13 protein-coding genes and 3 pseudogenes are annotated in these 20,770 nt (G+C 64.1%); 6 read left to right on the top strand and 10 right to left on the bottom strand.

Features of this window, described 5'->3' with window-relative positions; all coding sequences use genetic code 11:
- Window positions 1-225: 225 nt before the first annotated feature.
- Together QIY50_22875 and QIY50_22870 are read left to right on the top strand one after the other, a co-directional pair.
- Window positions 226-1,401: an efflux RND transporter periplasmic adaptor subunit gene (locus QIY50_22875; GenBank protein ID WGV20108.1), complete on the top strand. Its 1,176-nt coding sequence runs from the start codon at window positions 226-228 to the stop codon at window positions 1,399-1,401.
- Between the two features lie 11 nt (window positions 1,402-1,412).
- A pseudogene (locus tag QIY50_22870) lies at window positions 1,413-4,534 on the top strand (efflux RND transporter permease subunit).
- Window positions 4,535-4,718: 184 nt separating this feature from the next.
- On the opposite strand, the gene QIY50_22865 reads toward QIY50_22870, so the two are convergent.
- Entirely contained in the window at window positions 4,719-5,030 is a 312-nt protein-coding gene (locus tag QIY50_22865; GenBank protein ID WGV20107.1) for an HU family DNA-binding protein, read from the bottom strand.
- A 188-nt stretch (window positions 5,031-5,218) separates the two neighbouring features.
- On the opposite strand from QIY50_22865, the gene mobA reads away from it, so the two are divergent.
- Window positions 5,219-5,794, top strand: a complete 576-nt coding sequence (mobA, locus tag QIY50_22860; protein WGV20106.1) for a molybdenum cofactor guanylyltransferase MobA — start codon at window positions 5,219-5,221, stop codon at window positions 5,792-5,794.
- 129 nt (window positions 5,795-5,923) lie between these two features.
- On the opposite strand, the pseudogene QIY50_22855 reads toward mobA, so the two are convergent.
- The 5 genes and pseudogenes from QIY50_22855 to peaA all read right to left on the bottom strand — a co-directional run bounded on the left by QIY50_22855 (window position 5,924) and on the right by peaA (window position 12,260).
- A pseudogene (locus tag QIY50_22855) lies at window positions 5,924-7,598 on the bottom strand (fatty acid CoA ligase family protein).
- A gap of 138 nt (window positions 7,599-7,736) precedes the next feature.
- Complete coding sequence (gene peaD, locus QIY50_22850; GenBank protein ID WGV20105.1) at window positions 7,737-8,858, bottom strand: quinohemoprotein amine dehydrogenase subunit beta; 1,122 nt, start codon at window positions 8,856-8,858, stop codon at window positions 7,737-7,739.
- Between the two features lie 32 nt (window positions 8,859-8,890).
- The gene (gene qhpC, locus QIY50_22845) at window positions 8,891-9,214 is read right to left on the bottom strand and encodes a quinohemoprotein amine dehydrogenase subunit gamma (GenBank protein ID WGV20104.1); all 324 of its coding nucleotides are present in this window, start codon (window positions 9,212-9,214) and stop codon (window positions 8,891-8,893) included.
- A 1-nt stretch (window position 9,215) separates the two neighbouring features.
- Window positions 9,216-10,646: a quinohemoprotein amine dehydrogenase maturation protein gene (gene peaB / locus QIY50_22840; protein ID WGV20103.1), complete on the bottom strand. Its 1,431-nt coding sequence runs from the start codon at window positions 10,644-10,646 to the stop codon at window positions 9,216-9,218.
- Window positions 10,647-10,694: 48 nt separating this feature from the next.
- Complete coding sequence (peaA, locus tag QIY50_22835; protein WGV20102.1) at window positions 10,695-12,260, bottom strand: quinohemoprotein amine dehydrogenase subunit alpha; 1,566 nt, start codon at window positions 12,258-12,260, stop codon at window positions 10,695-10,697.
- 494 nt (window positions 12,261-12,754) lie between these two features.
- Here peaA and QIY50_22830 point away from each other — a divergent pair, with 494 nt between their 5' ends.
- Together QIY50_22830 and QIY50_22825 are read left to right on the top strand one after the other, a co-directional pair.
- Window positions 12,755-14,248, top strand: a complete 1,494-nt coding sequence (locus QIY50_22830) for an aldehyde dehydrogenase family protein (GenBank protein WGV20101.1) — start codon at window positions 12,755-12,757, stop codon at window positions 14,246-14,248.
- Window positions 14,249-14,398: 150 nt separating this feature from the next.
- Window positions 14,399-15,712: a hypothetical protein gene (locus QIY50_22825; GenBank protein WGV20100.1), complete on the top strand. Its 1,314-nt coding sequence runs from the start codon at window positions 14,399-14,401 to the stop codon at window positions 15,710-15,712.
- A 108-nt stretch (window positions 15,713-15,820) separates the two neighbouring features.
- On the opposite strand, the gene QIY50_22820 is transcribed toward QIY50_22825, so the two are convergent.
- Window positions 15,821-16,747, bottom strand: coding sequence for an RHS repeat-associated core domain-containing protein (locus QIY50_22820; protein ID WGV20099.1), 927 nt, complete (start codon window positions 16,745-16,747; stop codon window positions 15,821-15,823).
- 161 nt (window positions 16,748-16,908) lie between these two features.
- Here QIY50_22820 and QIY50_22815 point away from each other — a divergent pair.
- Window positions 16,909-17,061, top strand: a pseudogene (locus tag QIY50_22815) (aldehyde dehydrogenase family protein).
- A gap of 17 nt (window positions 17,062-17,078) precedes the next feature.
- On the opposite strand, the gene QIY50_22810 reads toward QIY50_22815, so the two are convergent.
- From QIY50_22810 to QIY50_22800, 3 genes are read right to left on the bottom strand one after another with little or no spacing between them, the layout of a single operon-like run.
- Window positions 17,079-18,377 (bottom strand): tryptophan 7-halogenase, encoded by a 1,299-nt coding sequence (locus QIY50_22810; protein ID WGV20098.1) that lies wholly within the window; start codon window positions 18,375-18,377, stop codon window positions 17,079-17,081.
- Window positions 18,370-19,047, bottom strand: a complete 678-nt coding sequence (locus QIY50_22805; protein ID WGV20097.1) for a peptidase S8 and S53 subtilisin kexin sedolisin — start codon at window positions 19,045-19,047, stop codon at window positions 18,370-18,372. The genes QIY50_22810 and QIY50_22805 overlap by 8 nt, the downstream gene beginning before the upstream one ends.
- On the bottom strand, window positions 19,037-20,770 hold the full coding sequence (locus tag QIY50_22800) for an ABC transporter ATP-binding protein (GenBank protein ID WGV20096.1): 1,734 nt from the start codon (window positions 20,768-20,770) through the stop codon (window positions 19,037-19,039). Before QIY50_22800 ends, QIY50_22805 begins: the two co-directional genes overlap by 11 nt.

The raw sequence follows: 20,770 nt of genomic DNA, 5'->3' as shown, positions 1-20,770 counted from the left end.
GGGCTTGCCCGCTCCCACAGGGACCCAACAGCACTTGAAAGCTGTGCAGTCCCTGTGGGAGCGGGCAAGCCCGCGAAGAGGCCGGTACAGGTACACGCAGAATATAGAACCCTACAGGTCGAGAGGATTGTTCTTCACACTTTTTCACACTCGTCCTACAGGTATTAACAGCCACCCATGGAGCGCCTGCCGTAGCATATCGGGGGTCATCATCGGAAGATCCGTATGCCTACTACCCTCCCCCCACGCCTGCGCCCATTGGCGCTCCTGGCGTTTCTGAGCCTGTCTCTGGCCGGCTGCGACGACAGCGCCGAACAGGAAGAGCAAGCCCCCGTCCCACAAGTGCGGGTGGAAACCCTGCAATTGCAGCCACTGGCCATCAGCAGCGAACTCAGCGGCCGCATCCTCGCACCGCGCACCGCCGAGGTGCGCGCGCGGGTTGCCGGTGTGGTACTCAAGCGGGTGTACCGCGAAGGCACCGACGTCAGGCAGGGCGATGTGCTGTTCCTGATCGACCCGGCGCCGTTCAAGGCCGACCACGACAGCGCCCGCGCCACCCTGGCCAAGGCCGAGGCCACCCTGTACCAGGCGCGCCTGCAGGAGCAACGCTACCGCGAGCTGGTCGACGACAAGGCCGTCAGCCGCCAGGAATATGACAACGCCAAGGCCAGCTACCTGCAGGCCGATGCCGCAGTGGCCGAGGCCAGGGCCGCGCTGGAGCGCGCCCGCCTGAACCTCGGCTACGCCACCGTGACCGCGCCGATTTCCGGCCGTATCGGCCGCGCCCAGGTCACCGAAGGTGCGCTGGTCGGGCAGAACGAGAGCACGCCACTGGCGACCATCCAGCAGCTGGACCCGATCCACGCCGATGTCACCCAGTCCACCCGTGAGCTCAACGCCCTGCGCCGCGCCCTGCGTGCCGGCGAGCTGCAGCAGGTCGGCGATGGCCAGGCACGGGCCACGCTGATCCAGGACGATGGCAGCACCTACCCGCTGCCGGGCAAACTGCTGTTCTCCGATATCAGCGTCGACCCCAGCACCAACCAGATCACCCTGCGTAGCGAGTTCCCCAACCCGGACCTCGACCTGCTGCCCGGCAGCTACGTGCGCGTACGCCTGGAACAGGCCGTGCAACCCAAGGGGCTGAGTGTGCCGCAGCGCGCCATCCTGCGCGACAGCGCCGGCGTACCCAAGGTGCTGGTGGTCGATGCGCAGGCCCGGGTCAGCGACCGCCAGGTGGTCCTGGGCAGCGCCCAGGGCGACCGCTGGATCGTCAGCGAAGGGCTGACCCCCGGTGAGCAGGTGGTGGTCGAGGGCCTGCAACACGTCAAGGCCGGTGACCAGGTGCAGGTCGACAACGCACCAGGGGCATCGCCCATCGCACAGCACACTGGCCAGTGAGGGCCTGATCCATGCCGCAATTCTTCATCGACCGCCCGGTATTCGCCTGGGTGGTCGCCCTGTTCATCCTGCTGGCCGGTGCCCTGGCCATCCCGCAGCTGCCAGTGGCCCAGTACCCCAACGTGGCCCCGCCGCAGGTGGAAATCTACGCCGTGTACCCGGGCGCTTCGGCGGCGACCATGGACGAGAGCGTGGTCAGCCTGATCGAACAGGAGCTCAACGGCGCCGACAACCTGCTGTACTTCGAGTCGCAGAGCAGCCTGGGCAGCGCCACCATCACCGCCACCTTCGCCCCGGGCACCAACCCGGACCTGGCCCAGGTCGACGTGCAGAACCGCCTGAAGGTGGTCGAGTCGCGCCTGCCACGCCCGGTGACCCAGCAGGGCCTGCAGGTGGAAAAGGTCTCCACCGGTTTCCTGCTGCTGGCCACCCTCACCTCCGAAGATGGCAAGCTCGACGAAACCGCCTTGTCGGATATCCTCGCGCGCAACGTGATGGACGAAATCCGCCGCCTCAAGGGCGTCGGCAAGGCCCAGCTGTATGGTTCGGAGCGTGCCATGCGCATCTGGATCGATCCGCGCAAGCTGATCGGCTTCAACCTCACGCCCAACGATGTGGCCCAGGCCATCGCCGTGCAGAACGTACAGGTCGCCCCCGGCAGCATCGGTGACCTGCCCGGCCGCGGTAGCCAGGAGATCACCGCCAACGTGGTGGTCAAGGGCCAGCTGAGCAGCCCCGAGGAGTTTGCCGCCATCGTCCTGCGCGCCAACCCGGACGGCTCCACGGTCACCATCGGCGATGTCGCCCGGGTCGAGATCGGTGCCCAGGAATACCAGTACGGCACGCTCCTGAACGGCAAGCCGGCCACCGCCTTCAGCGTGCAGCTGTCGCCAGGCGCCAACGCCATGGAAACCGCCACCCTGGTGCGGGCGAAGATGCAGGACCTGGCGCGCTACTTCCCGGAAGGCGTCAAGTACGACATCCCCTACGACACCTCGCCATTCGTCAAGGTGTCGATCCAGCAGGTCATCAACACCCTGTTCGAAGCGATGCTGCTGGTGTTCGCGGTGATGTTCCTGTTCCTGCAGAACCTGCGCTATACCCTGATCCCGACGCTGGTGGTGCCGGTGGCGCTGATGGGCACCTTCGCCGTGATGCTGGCGATGGGCTTTTCGGTCAACGTACTGACCCTGTTCGGCATGGTGCTGGCCATCGGCATCCTGGTCGACGATGCCATCGTGGTGGTGGAAAACGTCGAGCGGATCATGGCCGAGGAAGGCCTGCCGCCCAAGGAGGCCACGCGCAAGGCCATGGGCCAGATCAGCGGCGCAATCGTCGGCATCACCCTGGTGCTGGTGGCGGTGTTCCTGCCGATGGCCTTCATGCAAGGCTCGGTGGGGGTGATCTATCAGCAGTTCTCGCTGTCGATGGCCGTGTCGATCCTGTTCTCGGCGTTCCTGGCCCTCAGCCTGACCCCGGCGCTGTGTGCCACCCTGCTGAAGCCGGTGGCCAAGGGCGAGCACCACGAACGCAAGGGCTTCTTCGGCTGGTTCAACCGCCGCTTCGAGGGCATGAGCAATGGCTACCAGCGCTGGGTGGTACAGGCGCTCAAGCGCAGCGGCCGTTACCTGCTGGTATATGCGGTGCTGCTGGCGGTGCTGGGCTACGGCTTCAGCCAACTGCCCACGGCGTTCCTGCCCACCGAAGACCAGGGCTACACCATCACCGACATTCAGCTGCCGCCAGGCGCCAGCCGCATGCGTACCGAACAGGTGGCGGCACAGATCGAGGGGCACAACGCCGAAGAACCGGGCGTGGGCAACACCACCTTGATCCTGGGCTTCAGCTTCTCCGGCAGCGGGCAGAACGCGGCGCTGGCCTTCACCACGCTCAAGGACTGGTCCGAACGCGGCGCCGACGACAGCGCCCAGTCGATCGCCGACCGCGCGACCATGGCCTTCACCCGGCTCAAGGACGCCGTGGCTTACGCCGTGCTGCCGCCGCCGATCGATGGCCTTGGCGAGTCGACCGGCTTTGAGTTCCGCCTGCAGGACCGCGGCGGCATGGGCCACGCCGAACTGATGGCCGCCCGCGACGAACTGCTGGCCAATGCCGGCAAGAGCAAGGTGCTGACCAACGTGCGCGAAGCCTCGCTGGCGGAAAGCCCGCAGGTGCAGCTGGAAATCGACCGCCGCCAGGCTAACGCCCTGGGTGTGTCGTTTGCCGATATCGGTACGGTGCTGGACGTGGCCGTGGGCTCGAGCTACGTCAACGACTTCCCCAACCAGGGCCGTATGCAGCGGGTGGTGGTGCAGGCCGAAGGCGACCAGCGCAGCCAGGTCGAAGACCTGCTGAAGATCCACGTGCGCAACGACAGCGGCAAGATGGTGCCACTGGGCGCCTTCGTCCAGGCCAGGTGGGTCAGCGGCCCGGTGCAGCTGACCCGCTACAACGGTTACCCGGCGGTGTCCATTTCCGGCGAGCCGGCAGCCGGCTACAGTTCGGGCGAAGCCATGGCCGAAATCGAACGCCTGGTGGCTCGGCTGCCGGCCGGCACCGGCCTGGAATGGACCGGCCTGTCGCTGCAGGAAAGGCTTTCCGGCAGCCAGGCACCGATGCTGATGGCGCTGTCGTTGCTGGTGGTGTTCCTGTGCCTGGCAGCGTTGTATGAAAGCTGGTCGATCCCCACTGCAGTACTGCTGGTAGTACCGCTGTTGGCGTGCTCGGTGCGGTGCTGGCGGTGACCCTGCGCGGCATGCCCAACGACGTATTCTTCAAGGTCGGCCTGATCACCCTGATCGGCCTGTCGGCGAAGAACGCCATCCTGATCATCGAGTTCGCCAAGAGCCTGGTCGACCAGGGCGTGGATGCTGCCGACGCAGCCGTGCAGGCCGCGCGCCTGCGCCTGCGGCCGATAGTGATGACCTCGCTGGCGTTCATCCTCGGCGTGGTGCCACTGGCCATTGCCAGCGGCGCCAGCTCGGCCAGCCAGCAGGCAATCGGCACCGGGGTAATCGGCGGCATGCTCAGCGCCACCCTGGCGGTGGTGTTCGTGCCGGTGTTCTTCGTGGTGGTGATGCGGTTGGCGGGCAATGGCAAAGCCGAAACCACTGGCGAGAGGACTCCAGCCTGATGCCAGTCAATCAAGCAATCCGGGGCCGCGTTGCGGCCCATCGCTGGCAAGCCAGGCTCCCACAAGTACGGCGCATGGCTTAAAGTTCGATGCCGTCGGAGTGGGAGCTGGCTTGCCGGCGATGGGCTGCGAAGCAGCCCCAGTAGGCTTGACCGACTGGCATTAGTCTCCGGCCACTTTTCTGTCACTTGCGCGTTTTGGCTCTCTGGTCGGGTTGCCCGCTGAGTTTGACGGCGTCCTTCAAATTTTTGCCGGCGCTGAACTTGGCGTTGATTGCCGCAGCAATCTTCAGCTCTTTGCCAGTTTGCGGGTTTCTCCCGACCCGCGCTGTCCTTTCTGCAGTTTTAAAGGTGCCAAAACCCACCAGAGTCACATCCTCGCGCGCTACCAGCGATGCCTTGACAGCGTCGATAAAGGCATCGACCACCTTTTGTGCCATTACCTTGCTCAAGTCAGCGCGTTGCGCCACGTCCGCTACCAGTTGCGATTTGTTCAAGTTTCTTCTCCTTGTCATGGCCCCTGGCACCGTCGCAATGCCGAGGCTGCAACTGTATTGAAGGGGAGTACGCACGCCCGGCACAACTGGCAAAAATGTCAGGTCAGCCCAACCCGGACGAGGGCTTGCTGGACAACTGATGCAGCCCGTGGGAGGGTTGCAATCTGCCATAGCCTGGAACTGCAATCATGACCAAACCCTTGCCCGCCAGCTCAGCCCTGATTCTCGCCGGAGGCCGTGGCCAGCGCATGGGTGGCCGGGACAAGGGCCTGATCGACTGGCAGGGCGAACCGCTGGTTGCCCATGTGCATCGGGTACTGCGCCCGCTGACTGACGACCTGGTGATTTCCTGCAACCGCAACCAGCAGGCCTACCGGGCGTATGCCGACCAGTTGGTGGGCGATGCCGAGGCTGACTTCCCCGGGCCATTGGCGGGGGTGATTGCCGGGCTCAAGGTGGCGCGGCATGAATGGGTGGTGCTGCTGGCCTGTGATGCACCGCTGGTTGACCGAGGGTTGATCGAGGGCCTGCTAAGGCTGGCGGTGACCAGTGACAGTGCGGCCATGGTGCGCCAGGGTGGGTACTGGCAACCGATGTTCAGCGTGCTGCCAGCCCGGGTGTTGCCGGTGCTGGAGCAGGCCTGGGCGGCGGGTGAGCGGAGTTTGCAGAAGGCCCTGCTGCGTGAAGCGGTGCAGGGGCTGGAATGTGCCAACGATGACCGCAGGTTGAGCAATTTCAACAGCCCGGAGCTGTTGCAAGGCTGAGATCATCTACTGCCTGTACTGGCCTCTTCGCGGGCATGCCCGCTCCCACAGGTACATCACAAGTCTGACGGGCAGTGAATGTCCTGTGGGAGCGGGCGTGCCCGCGAAGAGGCCGGCACAGGCAACACATCATCCGGCAGACAGTTCTTCGACACTGATCTCGCGCATGCGGAACTTCTGCACCTTGCCGGTCACTGTCATCGGGAACTCATCGACAAAGCGGAAGTACCTTGGCACCTTGAAGTGCGCGATCCGCGCCTTCGCCCACTCGCGCAGTTCCTCTTCGCTGGCCGTATGCCCCGGGTGCAGCCGCACCCAGGCCACGATCTCTTCGCCGTACTTGCTGCACGGCACGCCAATCACCTGCACATCGGCCACCGCCGGGTGGGTGAAGAAGAACTCCTCAAGCTCACGCGGGTAGATGTTCTCGCCGCCACGAATGATCATGTCCTTGCTGCGCCCGACAATACGCACATAGCCCTGCTCGTCCATCACCGCCAGGTCGCCGGTGTGCATCCAGCCTTCTTCATCGATGCTTTCGGCCGTGGCCTTGGGATTGTTCCAGTAGCCCAGCATCACGCTGTAACCGCGCGTGCACAGCTCGCCGATCTCGCCTCGCGGCACAGTGTTGCCGTCAGCATCGATAACCTTGCTTTCCAACCGAGGCTGGGTACGCCCGACGCTGGTCACGCGGCGCTCCAGGTCGTCGCTGGCGCCGGTCTGCAGCGACACCGGGCTGGTTTCGGTCATGCCGTAGGCAATCTGCACCTCGGCCATGTGCATTTCGCCGATCACCCGGCGCATCACTTCGATCGGGCAGGTGGTCGCCGGCCATGATCCCGGTGCGCAGGCTCGACAGGTCGAACTCGCCACGCTGGGGGTGGTCCAGTTCGGCGATGAACATGGTCGGCACACCATACAACGCAGTGGCCCGCTCTTCCGCGACCGCGCGCAGGGTGGCCAGTGGGTCGAAGGCGTCGTTGGGGTAAATCAGGGCGCTGCCGTGAGTCATGCAGCCAAGGTTGGCCATGACCATGCCAAAGCAGTGGTACAGCGGCACCGGTACCACCAACCGGTCATGCTCGGTCAGGCCCAGGCTTTCACCGACCATGTAGCCGTTGTTGAGGATGTTGCTGTGGCTGAGGGTGGCGCCTTTCGGAAAACCGGTGGTGCCCGAGGTGTACTGGATATTGATCGGGTCGTCGCAACGCAGTTGTGCCTGGCGCTCGGCCAGGGCTTCGCGGCTGATGGCCCCGGCACGGGCCTGCAGGTCGTGCCAGGCTAGAAAGCCCGGCGGTGGCGCGGCGGCCAGGCTGACCACACCGCGCAGTTCGGGGAAGCGTTCGCAGATCAGCGCACCCGGCTGCCCGGCTGCCAGGCCCGGGACCAGGCCCAGCAGCATGGCGTGGTAGTCGGAGGTCTTGAACGCGTCGGCGCAGATCACCCAACGGCAGCCGGACTGGCCGAGGGCGTAGTCCAGTTCGCTGGAACGGTAGGCCGGGTTGATGTTGACCAGGATCGCGCCGACCTTGGCGCTGGCGAACTGGGTGATGCACCACTCTGCACAGTTAGGGGCCCAGATGCCGAGGCGGTCACCGGGCTGCACGCCCAGGGCCATCAGCGCACGGGCATGCTGGTCGACGGCTTCGGCCAGTTGCCGCCAGGTGTAGCGCTGGGCCTGGTGGCGGACTATCAGGGCTTCGCGGTCGGGGAAGCGGGCGACGGTGGTGTCGAAGGCGTCGCCAATGCACTGGGTAAGCAGGGGTTTGTCCTGATTGCCCTGGGAGTAGCTTGGCTGGGGCATGGGCGGTCTCTTGTTGTTCTTGTGTTGTCTGTACCGGCCTCTTCGCGGGCTCGCCCGCTCCCACAGGTACCGCACAGGTTTCAAGGTCTGTGCATTCCCTGTGAGAGCGGGCAAGCCCGCGAAGAAGCCAGCACCGGTTTAACGGATGAACACCTGGGGCGTGGTGGTGGACATATCGCCACCCGGCAACTTGATGTTCTTCACCTTCTCCAGCGTATCCGGGTTGAACACCGCCAGGTCGTTGAAGGTGCCGCCCAGGTACAACTTGTCGCCCTTCTTGTCGAAGGCCACGCAGTAGTAAGTGTGGTCCAGATTCGCCGCCTTGATCAGCTTGCGCTGCTTGAGGTCGTACTTGGCCAGGCGGTTGAGCACGCCGTAGATCTGGTTCGGGTCTTTCGGCGAAACCAGCCCGGTGAAGTACAGCTCGGTCAGGTCGGCGAACTCCTGGGTGTGGGTCTTGCCGGTCTTGAGGTCGACACTCAGGTAGCCATACAGCAGCTCGGCGGTGGCCGGGTCCTGCTTGTCGTCCTTGAACCTGGCAATGGTATAGAGCATCGAGAACTCGTGGCGCGGGCTCTGGTGCGGCCAGAAGTACAGTACGTCCGGGGCGCTGTAGCCTTTGCGGTTCCAGTTGCGCAGCGGCAAAGCCACCGTGTACTTGCCGGTGTTCACGTCCATCTTGTAGATGTCCGGCCCGGCGACGTACAGGCTGCCATCGTCCGCCGCACGCATCAGGTACACCTGGCGCGGCATCGGGAAGGTACGTACCGGCTTGGCCTCCAGGCCATCGGCGGTGTTGAACACTTCCAGCCGAGGTGGCTTGACCACATAGTGGTCGTTCAGGCGCTGGGTCGGGTTGACCGTGGCGTACACCTCCTTGCCGTCCGGGCTGATGGCGAACGAGTACATCGACCGGCCCACCTCACCCGGCACGCTGGACAGGTTGGCGTGGAAGGTGTTGCTACAGGTGTCCAGGTCGATGCCGTAGATGTCGCCGTAGTGGTTGTTGAGCACGTAGGCGGTGCGGTTGTCCGGCGCCATCATCGCGGTGCCGGGGCCGAACTTGTCGGGCATGACGCAGCTCTTGTACACCGTGTCACTGGCCACATCGACCACGTGCAGGTTGTTCGGGTAGTTGGTCACGATCATGTATTCGTGGCCAGCCTTCAACGCCGGCCCGGTGTCGGCGGCCTGTACCAGCCCGGCACAGGCCGTGGCGGCGATGGTGAGCGCGAGTGACGCGCAGCGTCCAGCTTTCATGCGGTTTCCCCTTGTCATTCTTGTTGGGCCGGTCACTTGTCTTTCGGGAACACGGTGCCGAGGTTGCGCCAGTCTTCGGCGGAGTTGCTCGCCTGGGCGTTCCAGTCCTGGTAGGTGCTCATCATGTCCGGCACCTGGGCCGGCCACCAGCAAGGGTCGGAGCAGCCATACAGGTCGGCTTCCATCGGCTGGCACAGCGAGCTCACGCCACCAAAGGCGTCCACTTCCCAGCCCGGGTCGGTGGTGGCGGTGCAGCCCGCCACTGCGCTCATGGCCATGACCTCTTCGACGCGGTCTTCGGCGGCGGCCTGTTCGAGGATGCGCGCCTTGTTGTTCAGGGGCTTCAAGTGCTTCATGTCAGTGCGCCTTCCGCGGGGTGATGTAGCGATCGATGAAGGCCGGGTTGGCGGCCATGATGCGGCTGTAGACTTCGATGCCGAAGTCGACCCAGTCGCGCATCAGTTCGCAATAGTGGTAGGTCGGGTGCTGCGGGTCGCCGTAGCGGGCGTAGCTTTCGTGGTAGCAGCCGCCGGAGCACAGGTTGCGGATGCGGCAGCTGTCGCAGCCGGTGTTGCTGCGGTCCAGGCGCTGCGACAGGAAGTCGTTGAGCTGTGCCTGCTTCACGCCCTGATGCACATTGCCGAAGGTCGGCAGGCTGGAGCCGGTAAAGCGGTGGCACAGGTTCAGCTCGCCCTCGTGGTCCACCGCCAGCATCTTCAAGCCGGCACCGCACGGCAGGGCCTTCTTGTGGCCTTCGTGGATGTCGGTGATCAGCTGGTGCAGGTTGGAGAAGCCGATGTTGCGGTGATCCAGCGCCGCCTCCAGGTATTTGCGACCCAGCGCCTTCATGTTGGCGAACACCTGCACCAGCTCTTCGCCGGTGAGATTGAAGTCAGCCATGTCACCCGAGGTGACCGGGGCGAAGCCGACTTCGGCGAAGCCCAGTTCGTTGAACAGGTGGTTCCAGATGGTCTCGACGTCGGTGATGCCACGGGTCAGCGTGACCCGCGCGCCCACCGGGCGGCTGGTGTAGCGCGACAGCAGCAGGTCCGCCTTGCGCCGCACCACGTCATAGGTGCCCTGCCCGCCCACGGTGATGCGGTTGCGGTCGTGCACGGTCTTGGGGCCGTCGATGCTGATCGACAGGCCGAAGCGGTGGGCGTTGAGCCAGTCGATGATCTCTTCGGTAAGCAAGGTGGCGTTGGTGGTCATGATGAACTCCACCTGCTTGCCCGCCTCGGCGAAACGCCGCTCGCAGTAGGCCACCATGTGCTCGATCAACGGCCGGTTGGACAGCGGCTCGCCACCGAAGAACACCACGCTGTAGCGTTCCTCGTTGGGCGATTCCTTGAGCAGCATCTCTACCGAGGCTTCGGCAGTGTCGGTGCTCATCTTCTTGCCGGCGGAAGGCTTGTCCAGGTCTTCCTTGTAGCAATAGGTGCAGCTGAGGTTGCAGCCAGTGTTGACGTTGAGCACCACGGTGTTCAGCGCGGTGCGCTCGACCTGCTTGAGGGCGATTTCCGGGGTCAGCGGCGAGCCGTCGCTGACCAGCTCCAGCGCGATCAGCTCGCGCAGGGTGTCCTGGATATCGTCGCCCGCAAACTGCTGGCCAAGGCGCTGCATCAGCTCCTCGGCCGAGCAGCCTTGCTGGCGCAAGGCGTCGATGATGCTGCCGGTCACCGCATCGGTGGCAAACAGCGAACTGCTGGGTATATGGAACAGCATGCGGTCGGCATCGACCTGCACTTCATGCAGGTTGCGTTCGACCAGGTTCAGTAGTACGCCCATGGCGACCTCCCGATAATCGATCCGTTGGAAAACCGTTGCGCCCTGCCGTTACGGCAGCGGCGGGTTGTTCCAGCGCTGTACGGTGACGATCATGTGTCCTTCGCCGGTCTGGCCGCCGTCGGCCAGAGTGGCGATGACCTTCAGGTTACCGGCGTTGTTGGTCATCATCTTGCGCTCGGGGTTAGGCCCGGCACCGCCTGGCACGAACACGCCATCGGCCTGCATCTGCCCGGCGAACTTGACGTCTTCATCCTCGACCGCCCGCTCGTTGAACGGCTCGACCTTCCAGCTGGCCGGCAGGTAGCCGATGCGTAGCGGCTGGCCGTTGGCATCTTTACCCCAGGCCTCGGCCTCGAAACGGCCCTGCACCTTCGGCACCGAAGCGCCGTTCTCGCCAATGCGGGCAATGGAGAACGCCGGTACTACCTTCACTTCGTCGACCTTGTCGTAGACCGCCAGGTTGACACCCTTGAGCCCACCCACCGCGACCTCACGCTGGCCAGGCTTGGCATCTGCCGCAGCCCGGGCCTTGACCCGTACCAGGGTTGGGGTCTGCTCCAGCACTTCGCTCACTTCCACGCCAGCGCCCAGGTCTGGCTTGCCAGTCAGGCCGCTGCCGACCAAGGTGATTTCGCTCTCGGCGCCGGCCTTGATGAACGCCGGTTGTACCGCCAGCAAGTGCGCCTTGCCCTCCTTCACAGCGGTGAAGTCCAGGCCACGCTCATCGTGTTCGGCCTCGAACATGCGGCCTTTCATTTCGCCATCCAGCGCGGCGAACACCTGACGCAGGTTGGCGTCGCCAACCTTGACGTTGCCGCGCCATTCATAGCCGTTGTAGAGGATTGCCGAGCCGCTGCCGTTGAACGGCGTGCCGTCAGCGTAAGCGCCCTTGACCTCGACCTTGAAAGTATCGTCCTCGTCGGCGGCAACGCTCATTACCCCGCGCACATCACCCTTGGCCAGCATGTGGCCGCTGAAGGCCCACTGCCCGGAAAGTGCGTCAGCCTTGGGCTTGGCTTTCTGCCATTCGGCCCAGGCCGCGTTTTCCATCGGGTAACGCTTGGCCAGCTCGGGTACTACTTGCTGGAGCGCAATCGGCAGCCAGTCGCGGTCACGCGCCTGGGCCTGGTATTCAAGGGACGGCCATTGGCCGAGGTGGAAGTTGACCAGGTGTTCCCACTCCTTGGCCGGGCGCCGTTGCAAGGCAACACGGGCACCGGAGTGGCACCGGCCACAGGTTTCACTGAGCTGGGCGTCGAAGTGCTCGACAGTGTTGAGCCGGCGCTCCATGGCGTAGCGCACGCCATCGGTCTCGCCAGGCGCCAGGCCCTGCTTGTCGGCCAGGTACTTGACCAGCGTGCGGCGGTCGTCATCGCTGATCTGCAGGCCGTGCATCACCTGCATGCGGGCGATGCTCATCAGCCAGCCTTCCGGCGTTTTACGCTGGTGGCTGATACGGCTATAGGTGTCGTTGCCTTCAGGGATATGGCACCCCATGCACTTGTTCTGCAACAGGCTCGGGCCCTGCTCGGCCGCCATGGCCTGGGTGCTCAGCAGCGCGGCGGCGACCAGCGCCAGTTTGCCCGCATGCCGCCGGAGTCGAGTCGTCTTCAAGGTCAGACCTCCACGGTTGTTGTTCTTATCGTTTTCGCACGCTTTGGTACAGCAGGTGTGCATGTGACGGTTGCGATACAGGAACTGTGCCAGGTGCTGTAAAAGCGTTTCCTTTCAACCTTTTAGCCTGTTTTCGGGCCTTGGCCAGCAGCCGGTATGGCCAATTGCAGCGTGCCATTTCGCGACAGGGTGTTTCATCCTGAGACAGGGCCTGCTGCGCAGGCCTATCGCCGGCAAGCCAGCTCCCACAGAGACGGCACAGGTCTTCAAGGCAGTGGTTAACCTGTGGGAGCGGGCGCGCCCGCGAAGAGGCCGGAACAGCCACTGTTTCACCACCGTCTCACACCGTCTCAATGTGCAACAGCGCAGGCCTGCAATTCCAACCTTGCAGCAGGACAAAACCCAACCTGTTCAAAGGTTTGCAGCCACCTACCGACCTTGGCACGCCCATTGCGCCTATGCCTGTCACATCCAATGACAAGAGGCACCGCCCCATGCTTTCCGAACTGCCCATCCTGCCCGCTACCCGCGCCTTTCTCGAACGCAAGCTGAAGATGCGCATCGGCGCCGACTGGCAGGACGCCGCCAGCGGTCGCACCCTGTCGTTCCGCAACCCGGCCACTGGCGAGGTGCTGGGTGAAGTGCCCGCCGCCGAGGCCGAGGATGTCGACCGCGCGGTGCGCGCCGCACGCCAGGCCTTCGATGATTCGCCATGGAGCCGCCTGCGCCCGCGAGAACGGCAGAACTTGCTGTGGCGCCTGGCCGACCTGATGGAGCGCGACGCCCGCCAGCTGGCCGAACTGGAATGCCTGAACAATGGCAAGAGTGCCGCCGTGGCCCAGGTAATGGACGTGCAACTGGCCATCGACTTCCTGCGCTACATGGCCGGCTGGGCCACCAAGATCGAGGGTAGCACCGTCGAGGCGTCGATGCCGTTGATGCCCAACGACCAGTTCCATGGTTTCGTACGGCGCGAGGCAGTGGGCGTGGTCGGCGCCATCGTCGCCTGGAACTTCCCGTTGCTGCTCGCCTGCTGGAAGCTCGGCCCGGCCCTGGCCACCGGCTGCACCGTCGTGCTCAAGCCCGCCGACGAAACACCGCTGAGCGTGCTCAAGCTGGCTGAGTTGGTCGACGAAGCCGGCTACCCTGCTGGCGTGTTCAACGTCGTAACCGGCACCGGCCTGAACGCCGGCGCCGCGCTTAGCCGCCATCCCGGCGTGGACAAACTGACCTTCACCGGCTCCACCGAAGTCGGCAAGCTGATCGGCAAGGCGGCCATGGACAACATGACCCGCGTCACCCTGGAGCTCGGCGGCAAGTCGCCAACCATCGTCATGCCCGACGCCAACCTGCAGGAAGCCGCCGCCGGCGCAGCCACGGCAATCTTCTTCAACCAGGGCCAGGTGTGCTGCGCCGGCTCGCGGCTGTATGTGCACCGCAAGCATTTCGACAATGTGGTGGCCGACATCGCCGGCATCGCCAATGGCATGAAGCTGGGTAGCGGGCTGGACCCGGCGGTGCAGATGGGCCCGCTGATCTCGGCCAAGCAGCAGGACCGCGTCACCGGCTACATCGAGCTTGGCCGCGAGCTTGGCGCGACCATCGCCTGTGGTGGCGAGGGCTTCGGGCCAGGCTACTTCGTCAAGCCGACCGTGATCGTCGATGTCGACCAGCGCCACCGCCTGGTACAGGAAGAAATCTTCGGGCCGGTGCTGGTGGCCATGCCGTTCGATGACATCGACGAAGTGATCGGCATGGCCAACGACAACCCCTACGGCCTGGGTGCGAGTATCTGGTCCAACGACCTGTCCGCCGTGCACCGGATGATCCCGCGCATCAAGTCGGGGTCGGTGTGGGTCAACTGCCACAGCGCCCTCGACCCTGCCTTGCCGTTTGGCGGCTACAAGATGTCCGGCGTGGGCCGTGAAATGGGGGCAGCTGCCATCGAGCATTACACCGAGCTCAAGTCGGTGTTGATCAAGCTCTGATCTTCAGCCTGTACCGGCCCTTTCGCGGGTGAACCCGCTCCCACAGGATCACCACAGGTCTGAACATCGTGGGATCCCTGTGGGAGCGGGTTCACCCGCGAAAAGGCCGGCACAGGCAACCCAAAAACAACAATAACCATGGAGCACACCATGAGGCACAAACTCGCCTGCACATTGGCCCTGCTGTTCGCCGCCCCGGTCACCCAGGCCTACGAGCTGTACAACCACGACGGCACCACCCTCAACGCCGACCTCGAAGCCCTGTTCGGCACCTTCCACAGCGACGAGAGCTACAACCTGGCCGGCAACCGCAAGCCCGGCAGCAGCGCCTGGCAGGAGGGCTACGTCAAGTACGGCCTCAGCGGCAGCCAGGCGCTGGCCGACAGTGGCGCACTGTACGGCGCCTTCAACCTGCTCAGCTCCGCCACCTGGGGCGATGGCGATGCCGCCGGGCTTACCCTGGGCGATGAGCGCCGAACCGCCATCGAAGACCTGTACCTCGGCTGGCGCTCGGCCAACCTGTTCCCGGCCCTGGGCGAAGACGGCGTGGACATTTCCGGTGGGCGTCAGGTGGTGACCCTGGGTGACGGTTTCCTGATCCAGGGCGACCCGGTCAACCTGGGCAAGGTCGACCTGGGCGCCAACTTCGACCGCGGCGGCGCCTACTACCTTGCCGCGCGCAAGGCCTTCGACCGCACGGCGGTGCTGCGCCTGGGCGGCAAACAGGGCTGGCGCAGCGACCTGATGTGGCTGAAGTCCGACAACCACTACCAGGCCGACACTTCGCTGGCAGTGGCCAACCTGGAGCACGTCGCCGATGCCGGCACCGTGGGCCTGAGCTGGATCCGCGGCCTCGACGTGGACCAGCGCTACGCGCAGCTGTTGGGCCTGGAGCACCGCGACGGCATGGACACCGCCAGCCTGCGCGGGCGCGGCAACCTGGGCGTGAAAGACCTGGAACTGGCCGCCGAATACGTGACCCAGGACCGCACCGGCGGGCGCGAGAACGCCTGGTACCTGGAGGGCAACTGGACCTTCTCCACGCTGCCCTGGACACCGACCGCCACCTACCGTTACAGCCGCTTTTCCGAAGACTTCGACCCGCTGTTCTATGGCTTGAGCCGGGGTTATGGCACCTGGTTCCAGGGTGAAGTGGCGGCCAACTATGCCGGGCCGTTCAACAAGAACAGCCAGGTGCACCACGTGGCGCTGAAGGGCAAGCCACGGGATAACCTGAGTTTCGGCGCGCTGTACTTCGACTTCGATACGCTGGATACCGACCGGGGTAATCTGGGCGGGCGGGAATTCGACCTGTATGTGGAATGGATGGTCAACGACCACCTGCTGATCAGCCCGCTGGTGGGGTTCTATAAACCCGAACGCAGCGCGGACAATGGTGGCACACAACTGGGCGGGCGAGATACCGGAGCCTACATGCAATTAATCATAGGCTCTTTCTTCTAACTCACAATGCCGAGACCGCGTAAAAGGGCCATAAATTTACCCTGCAACTCTGATCGCGTCAGGCCAACGTTATCTGCGCCGAGGCCTGCGCGAAACAATCAACACGCCTCATCGATTTGCTCTTGCACGATATGAATCAGTTGCGAAAGAGGCCCACTGCTCTGCACGACTTAAATTATGCTCAGCTGCTTCAGGCGTAATATTATTCATGTTAAGTAAAATTGCATTTCTTTCGAAAGGTGATGCACCACCACTTTCCACCCTCAAATGCCTGGCAACCACAACGGAAAAGAAACTCTGCTGCCGGGTTAGCTGAGGAGAGGCCCGGGGGTTATAGACTTTATAAAACCCGATAATATTACTAGCCATTTGTCGCTCTTCAGCCGTAAATTGTTCCAGCAAGTGATTCGAGCGATCGGCTATTCCAGGTGCGCCCTCTCGAAGTGCAGGCTGCTGAGCGGGTCCAGCTTGCACTAGCCGCTGTACAGGCTCGCCGTTGCGCATCGGTAGGACATGTGCGACTGGCCGGGAACGATCTCGTGCTATAGCGTTAGGGGCTGACGGTGGAATTGAGGGGGCACGTCTCCCATTCATAATAATTCGATACTTTATACTTCCACTCGGATCCGTAAAGTTGACCGGATCATTACTACAGTAGACATATGTATTTATCCCACCCAAACCGAAGGGACTGTAGTTATCAGGAGATAAGAAACGCATCAGCTTCGAGCTGTATGATCTCTTTCCATTCCCTAACGGATCACACGCTGTCATTGAATCACGTGCCTGACCATTGAATGCCAGCACAGCCCCATGTCGCAACAAGTCAAAATAGCCGTAAGGTGCATAGACGGCTGCGCGCTCCACATGCATGATCGAATTTGTGGCACTGGCTGACAGCAACACGGTCTTGCCAGGAGCACCCGCCCGCTGCTCAGCATGTGGGGCAACATCACTTCGAAAGATTACGCTAATCTGGCCAATCGAACCGATAGCCGAAAGCTGGCCTCCTTGGTAAAAAAAGAACTTTTTCATAGCTGTTCTCGAGAGATTGATGTCGTAATCTAAACATCGCTAAATCGCTGACAACAACTGGCAATTTTGATAGCTTTTCCGCCGTACCCCAAACACTGTCAGATGAACCCCTGCTCCAATAGCCAGCGCCTCACCCTTGCCTGTTGCTGGTCGCCTCGCAGGGCGCGACCATTGCCTGTGGCGGCGAAGGTTTCGGCCCGGGCTACTTCGCCAAACCGACGGTGACTCTCGATATCGACCAGCGCCACCGCCTGGTGCAGGAAGAAATCTTTGGCCCGGTACTGGTGGCGATGCCGTTCGATGACCTCGACGAGTCGAGGTCGAACATGACTCAAAAAGCGTTATGACCTTGATCCGCCAACCAGCGTCGCAGCATGGCTTGCTGCTCTATTGGCCAAGGCGCTAATGCCTCTTGTAAAGCCATACCCGACTGGATGCGCTGCACGAGTGGCGCCAACTCCACCCCCTGCAAATGCCACACTCCCAACGGCTGGTCCGCCGTCACCACCACCTCGGCCTCATCCACCAGCCCATCACGCAGTACAGGCCGCCGCTCTACCCGTACTGCGTTCCAATCAGCGGCCAGGTGCATTGGCTGCGCATCCGGCCAGCCCTGGCGCTGATCCCAGAACGGCTGCCCCGCCCGACTCTGCTCCTGCCCGTAGAAATCCCGCCCGATCCGGGCAAAGCGCAAGAACAGCTGCTCCACCCGCTGCTGGTGAAACTGCCGCGCCAGCTCTGCCCGCTCAGGCCTGCGCAGCAACGTATTGATCACCACCGGCGCCTGCAACGCCGAAGACAGCGACTGGAAAATCCCGTTGCCCGACAGCGGATCAACCGCCATCGCGGCATCACCCACCCGTATCCAGTCCTGCCCGACACACTCACCGGCCAGGATCGCGGTGCTGCTACGTGCATGCACTTGTGCTGGCGCCAGTGCCTGCTGATCGAACAGCTCGGCCACCAGCGTGCTGCAGCCACGCCGGGCCGCACAGTAATCCGCCAACCCGGCCTTGCCCGGCAATCCAGCAGCGTCCAGGGTGACCTGCCAGTAGCAGCGACCATCTTCCAGCCGCGCCATCCACGCCCAGCCATCCGCAAGGCTTTCCACCGCTGATGCTGGTGCCCCAGGACTGCCCTGCCAGACATTGAGCAGGCTGACCGTCTCCGGCCCACGAAGGCGGTCTGCCGCCAATGGAGCCTGGCGGCCTCGGGCCTCGACCAGGAAGTCGGCCTCCAGCACCTGCCCATCCTCCAGACGAACACGATGACCACCTTCGTGAGCGACCTCGCGCACCCGCCCCTCGACCACGCTCACGCCCGCGCGTTGAAGGTCGCCCCGCAACGCCCGGTCAAACCGTTGCCGGTCCAGCAAAAATTCCTGGTTCATTTGCAGGTGTTGGCCGTTCCAGCGTACCTGTCTGCTGGCCGGCATGGCCGCCTGGCTCAAGGCCCCGCCAAGGCCTGCGTGACGCAAGCCTTCCAGTACCCGCTGGGATACCCCTTCGACTGCCGCAAAGCGGCGCCAATCCGACACCACCGTTACGGCGTATCCTAGCCGACGCAGGCCAACAGCAGTAGCTGCACCGGCAGGGCCGGCGCCCAGCACCACAATGCGCGGCTCAGGCATGGCCGGCTCCTCGTCGCTCGGGGCCAGTGAAGGCCGCATGGTCACGCAACCAGTCATGCACCTGCTGGCGGTTCATGCACGGTTGAGCACACAGCAAGGCTGCAATCCTGCCGCTCAAGGCCGCACAGCCGAGGCTCGCCCCCGCCCTGCCGCCCTCGCCCACGTAACCGCCAAAATCCGCTTGCCGAGTACCCAGCCACGACCATTGGCCCGGTGTACAGCGGGCATCGCCGGTAACCCGGATGATCCCGGGGTAGCTGGCCGGGAATACCGGCCCACCCTGCGCCGGGCTGGAAGCGCACAACAGCACACCGGCGGCCAGCGCTTCGGCACAGGCCTGGTGCAGCACCGGCCGGTCCTGTTGCAGGCCAAGGCTAAGGTTGACCAGCGTAGCGCCCGCCTCCACCAGCCACAGCAAGGCAGCTGCCACCTGCAAGGCGCTGGTACTGGCCTGGGCGCTGAACACCTGGGCCATCAGTACCGGCACCGCCCCGGCCTCACGTTGCACGCCGGCAAGCACCGCACTGCCATGCCCCAGCTGGTCAGGCAGCATATCCCCTTCACGCAGATGGCCACCTTCCAGCCAGAAACGGCGGGCGGCGAGCAAGCCGCTGGCCTGCTCCGGCGAGCAGCCACTGTCGATGACGCCGATGCGCACGTCAGTGTCCATGCTGGGTTGCCTCCTGCGGCAGCACCTGCAACTGGCCCTCATGCAAGTACAGGTGCAGGTCGGCATCGGCCAAGGTCGAAGCGCGGTGGCTGATCAGAATGCGCGTGCGGCCGGCGAACAGTTGGTCAATGGCCGCGATCACTTCGCGCTCGGTGGCTTCGTCCACCGCCGATGTGGCCTCGTCCAGCACCAGGATCGCCGGGGCCTGCAGCACCGCACGGGCGATGGCAATGCGTTGTTTCTGCCCGCCGGACAGCTGCTGGCCACGCTCGCCCAGCAGGCCATCCAGTCCCAGCGGCAGGCTGTCGACCAGGTTGTCCAGGCGCGCCAGGCGCACCACCCGCTCCAGCTCCTCACGGCTGGCCTCAGGCACGCCGTAGGCCAGGTTCTGCGCCAGGGTGCCGCGGAACAGCACGATGTCCTGGCTGACCACCGCAATGCGCCGACGCAGCGCGGCCAGGTCCAGTTCGCGAAGGTCTGTGCCATCCAGCAAAATGCGCCCGGCGTCCGGGTCATAGAAGCGCTGCAGCAGGTCGATCAGGGTCGACTTGCCCACCCCCGAGGCACCGCTGATGGCTACCTTGAGGCCACCCGGCACGCACACCTGCACGTTGTTCAGCACTGCGCCCTGGCGCCCCTCATGGGCAAAGCTCAGCGCCTCCAGACGCAATTCGCCTGGGCCATCGGGTATAGGCTGCGGGTTGACCGCCTGATGCACGGCAACCACCTCCTGCTTCAGTTCCATCACCCGCCCCAGGCTCACGGCCATGCGCTGCACCGCCACGTACAACCCCAGCAGGCTTTGTACCGGGCCCACCGCCATGCCCATGTAGGTGGAAAACGCGATCAGCGCGCCCAACTGCCAGGTGCCCTGGATCACCCACCAGCCGCCGACCAGGAACGCGCAGGCGCGGCACCAGGAAGTCAGCGTGCCAGGGATGGCCTGGGTGAAGAATTCGGTCACCTGCACTTTCAGCAACTGGCGCATGTAGCCCTGGCCCAGCTGGTCCAGGCGCCCCGCCTCGCGGCCTTGCTGGCCGGCCGCCTGGATGAACTTCATCGCTGGCAGGGTCTCGACCAGGAACGACGACACATCCGCCGAGCGTTCGCGCAGGTTGCGCACTTCGCGCTCCACCTTGCGCCGCATCCAGCGCAGCCACAGCACTTCGATCGGCACCAGCAGCGCCAGCAGCAGCGATAGCTGCCACGACAGCATCAGCATCAACGCCACCGCGCCAACCAGGCCGATCACCGCCGAAACCGCCGAGAACAGCGAGTCCACGGCAAAGCGCTGGATCTCCGCCACATCGCCGTCCAGCCGCGAAAGAATGTCGCCGATGCGCCGCCGTCCGTAGAACGTCGGCGACAACTGCTGCAGGTGGCGGTAAAGGTCATCGCGCAGGGCAAACAGGATTCGCCCCGACAAACGTGTATGCAGGTAGCGGTTGACCCCGGCCAGCATGGTACCCAACAGGCCCGCACCGATCATGATCGCCGCCATGTGCCAGAGGGTGTGGTAATCCTTGGCCAGCAGCCCCTCGTCGATCAGGGTCTTGACCAGCCAGGGTTGCGCCAGCGCCAGCAACGAGGCACCCAGCGACAAACCGAGCAACAGGCCGATGGCACGTCGATGGGGGCGCACGAAACCATACAGCCAGGCCAACGCCTGGCGCATGAGTACAGGGTCGCTGGATTCCACCAGCCGGGCGAACAGGCCGCCCAT

Source organism: Pseudomonas putida (assembly GCA_029953615.1).
In the GTDB taxonomy this organism is placed as follows: domain Bacteria; phylum Pseudomonadota; class Gammaproteobacteria; order Pseudomonadales; family Pseudomonadaceae; genus Aquipseudomonas.
The sequence above is the reverse complement of the archived record's forward strand: the minus strand, read 5'-3'. Positions and strand labels throughout refer to the sequence as shown.

Coding starts and splice junctions, on each gene's coding strand:
- QIY50_22875 (WGV20108.1), top strand. CDS start 226: ATGCCTACTACCCTCCCCCCACGCCTGCGCCCATTGGCGCTCCTGGCG.
- mobA (WGV20106.1), top strand. CDS start 5,219: ATGACCAAACCCTTGCCCGCCAGCTCAGCCCTGATTCTCGCCGGAGGC.
- peaD (WGV20105.1), bottom strand. CDS start 8,858: ATGAAAGCTGGACGCTGCGCGTCACTCGCGCTCACCATCGCCGCCACG.
- qhpC (WGV20104.1), bottom strand. CDS start 9,214: ATGAAGCACTTGAAGCCCCTGAACAACAAGGCGCGCATCCTCGAACAG.
- peaB (WGV20103.1), bottom strand. CDS start 10,646: ATGGGCGTACTACTGAACCTGGTCGAACGCAACCTGCATGAAGTGCAG.
- QIY50_22830 (WGV20101.1), top strand. CDS start 12,755: ATGCTTTCCGAACTGCCCATCCTGCCCGCTACCCGCGCCTTTCTCGAA.
- QIY50_22825 (WGV20100.1), top strand. CDS start 14,399: ATGAGGCACAAACTCGCCTGCACATTGGCCCTGCTGTTCGCCGCCCCG.
- QIY50_22820 (WGV20099.1), bottom strand. CDS start 16,747: ATGAAAAAGTTCTTTTTTTACCAAGGAGGCCAGCTTTCGGCTATCGGT.
- QIY50_22810 (WGV20098.1), bottom strand. CDS start 18,377: ATGCCTGAGCCGCGCATTGTGGTGCTGGGCGCCGGCCCTGCCGGTGCA.
- QIY50_22805 (WGV20097.1), bottom strand. CDS start 19,047: ATGGACACTGACGTGCGCATCGGCGTCATCGACAGTGGCTGCTCGCCG.
- QIY50_22800 (WGV20096.1), bottom strand. CDS start 20,770: ATGGGCGGCCTGTTCGCCCGGCTGGTGGAATCCAGCGACCCTGTACTC.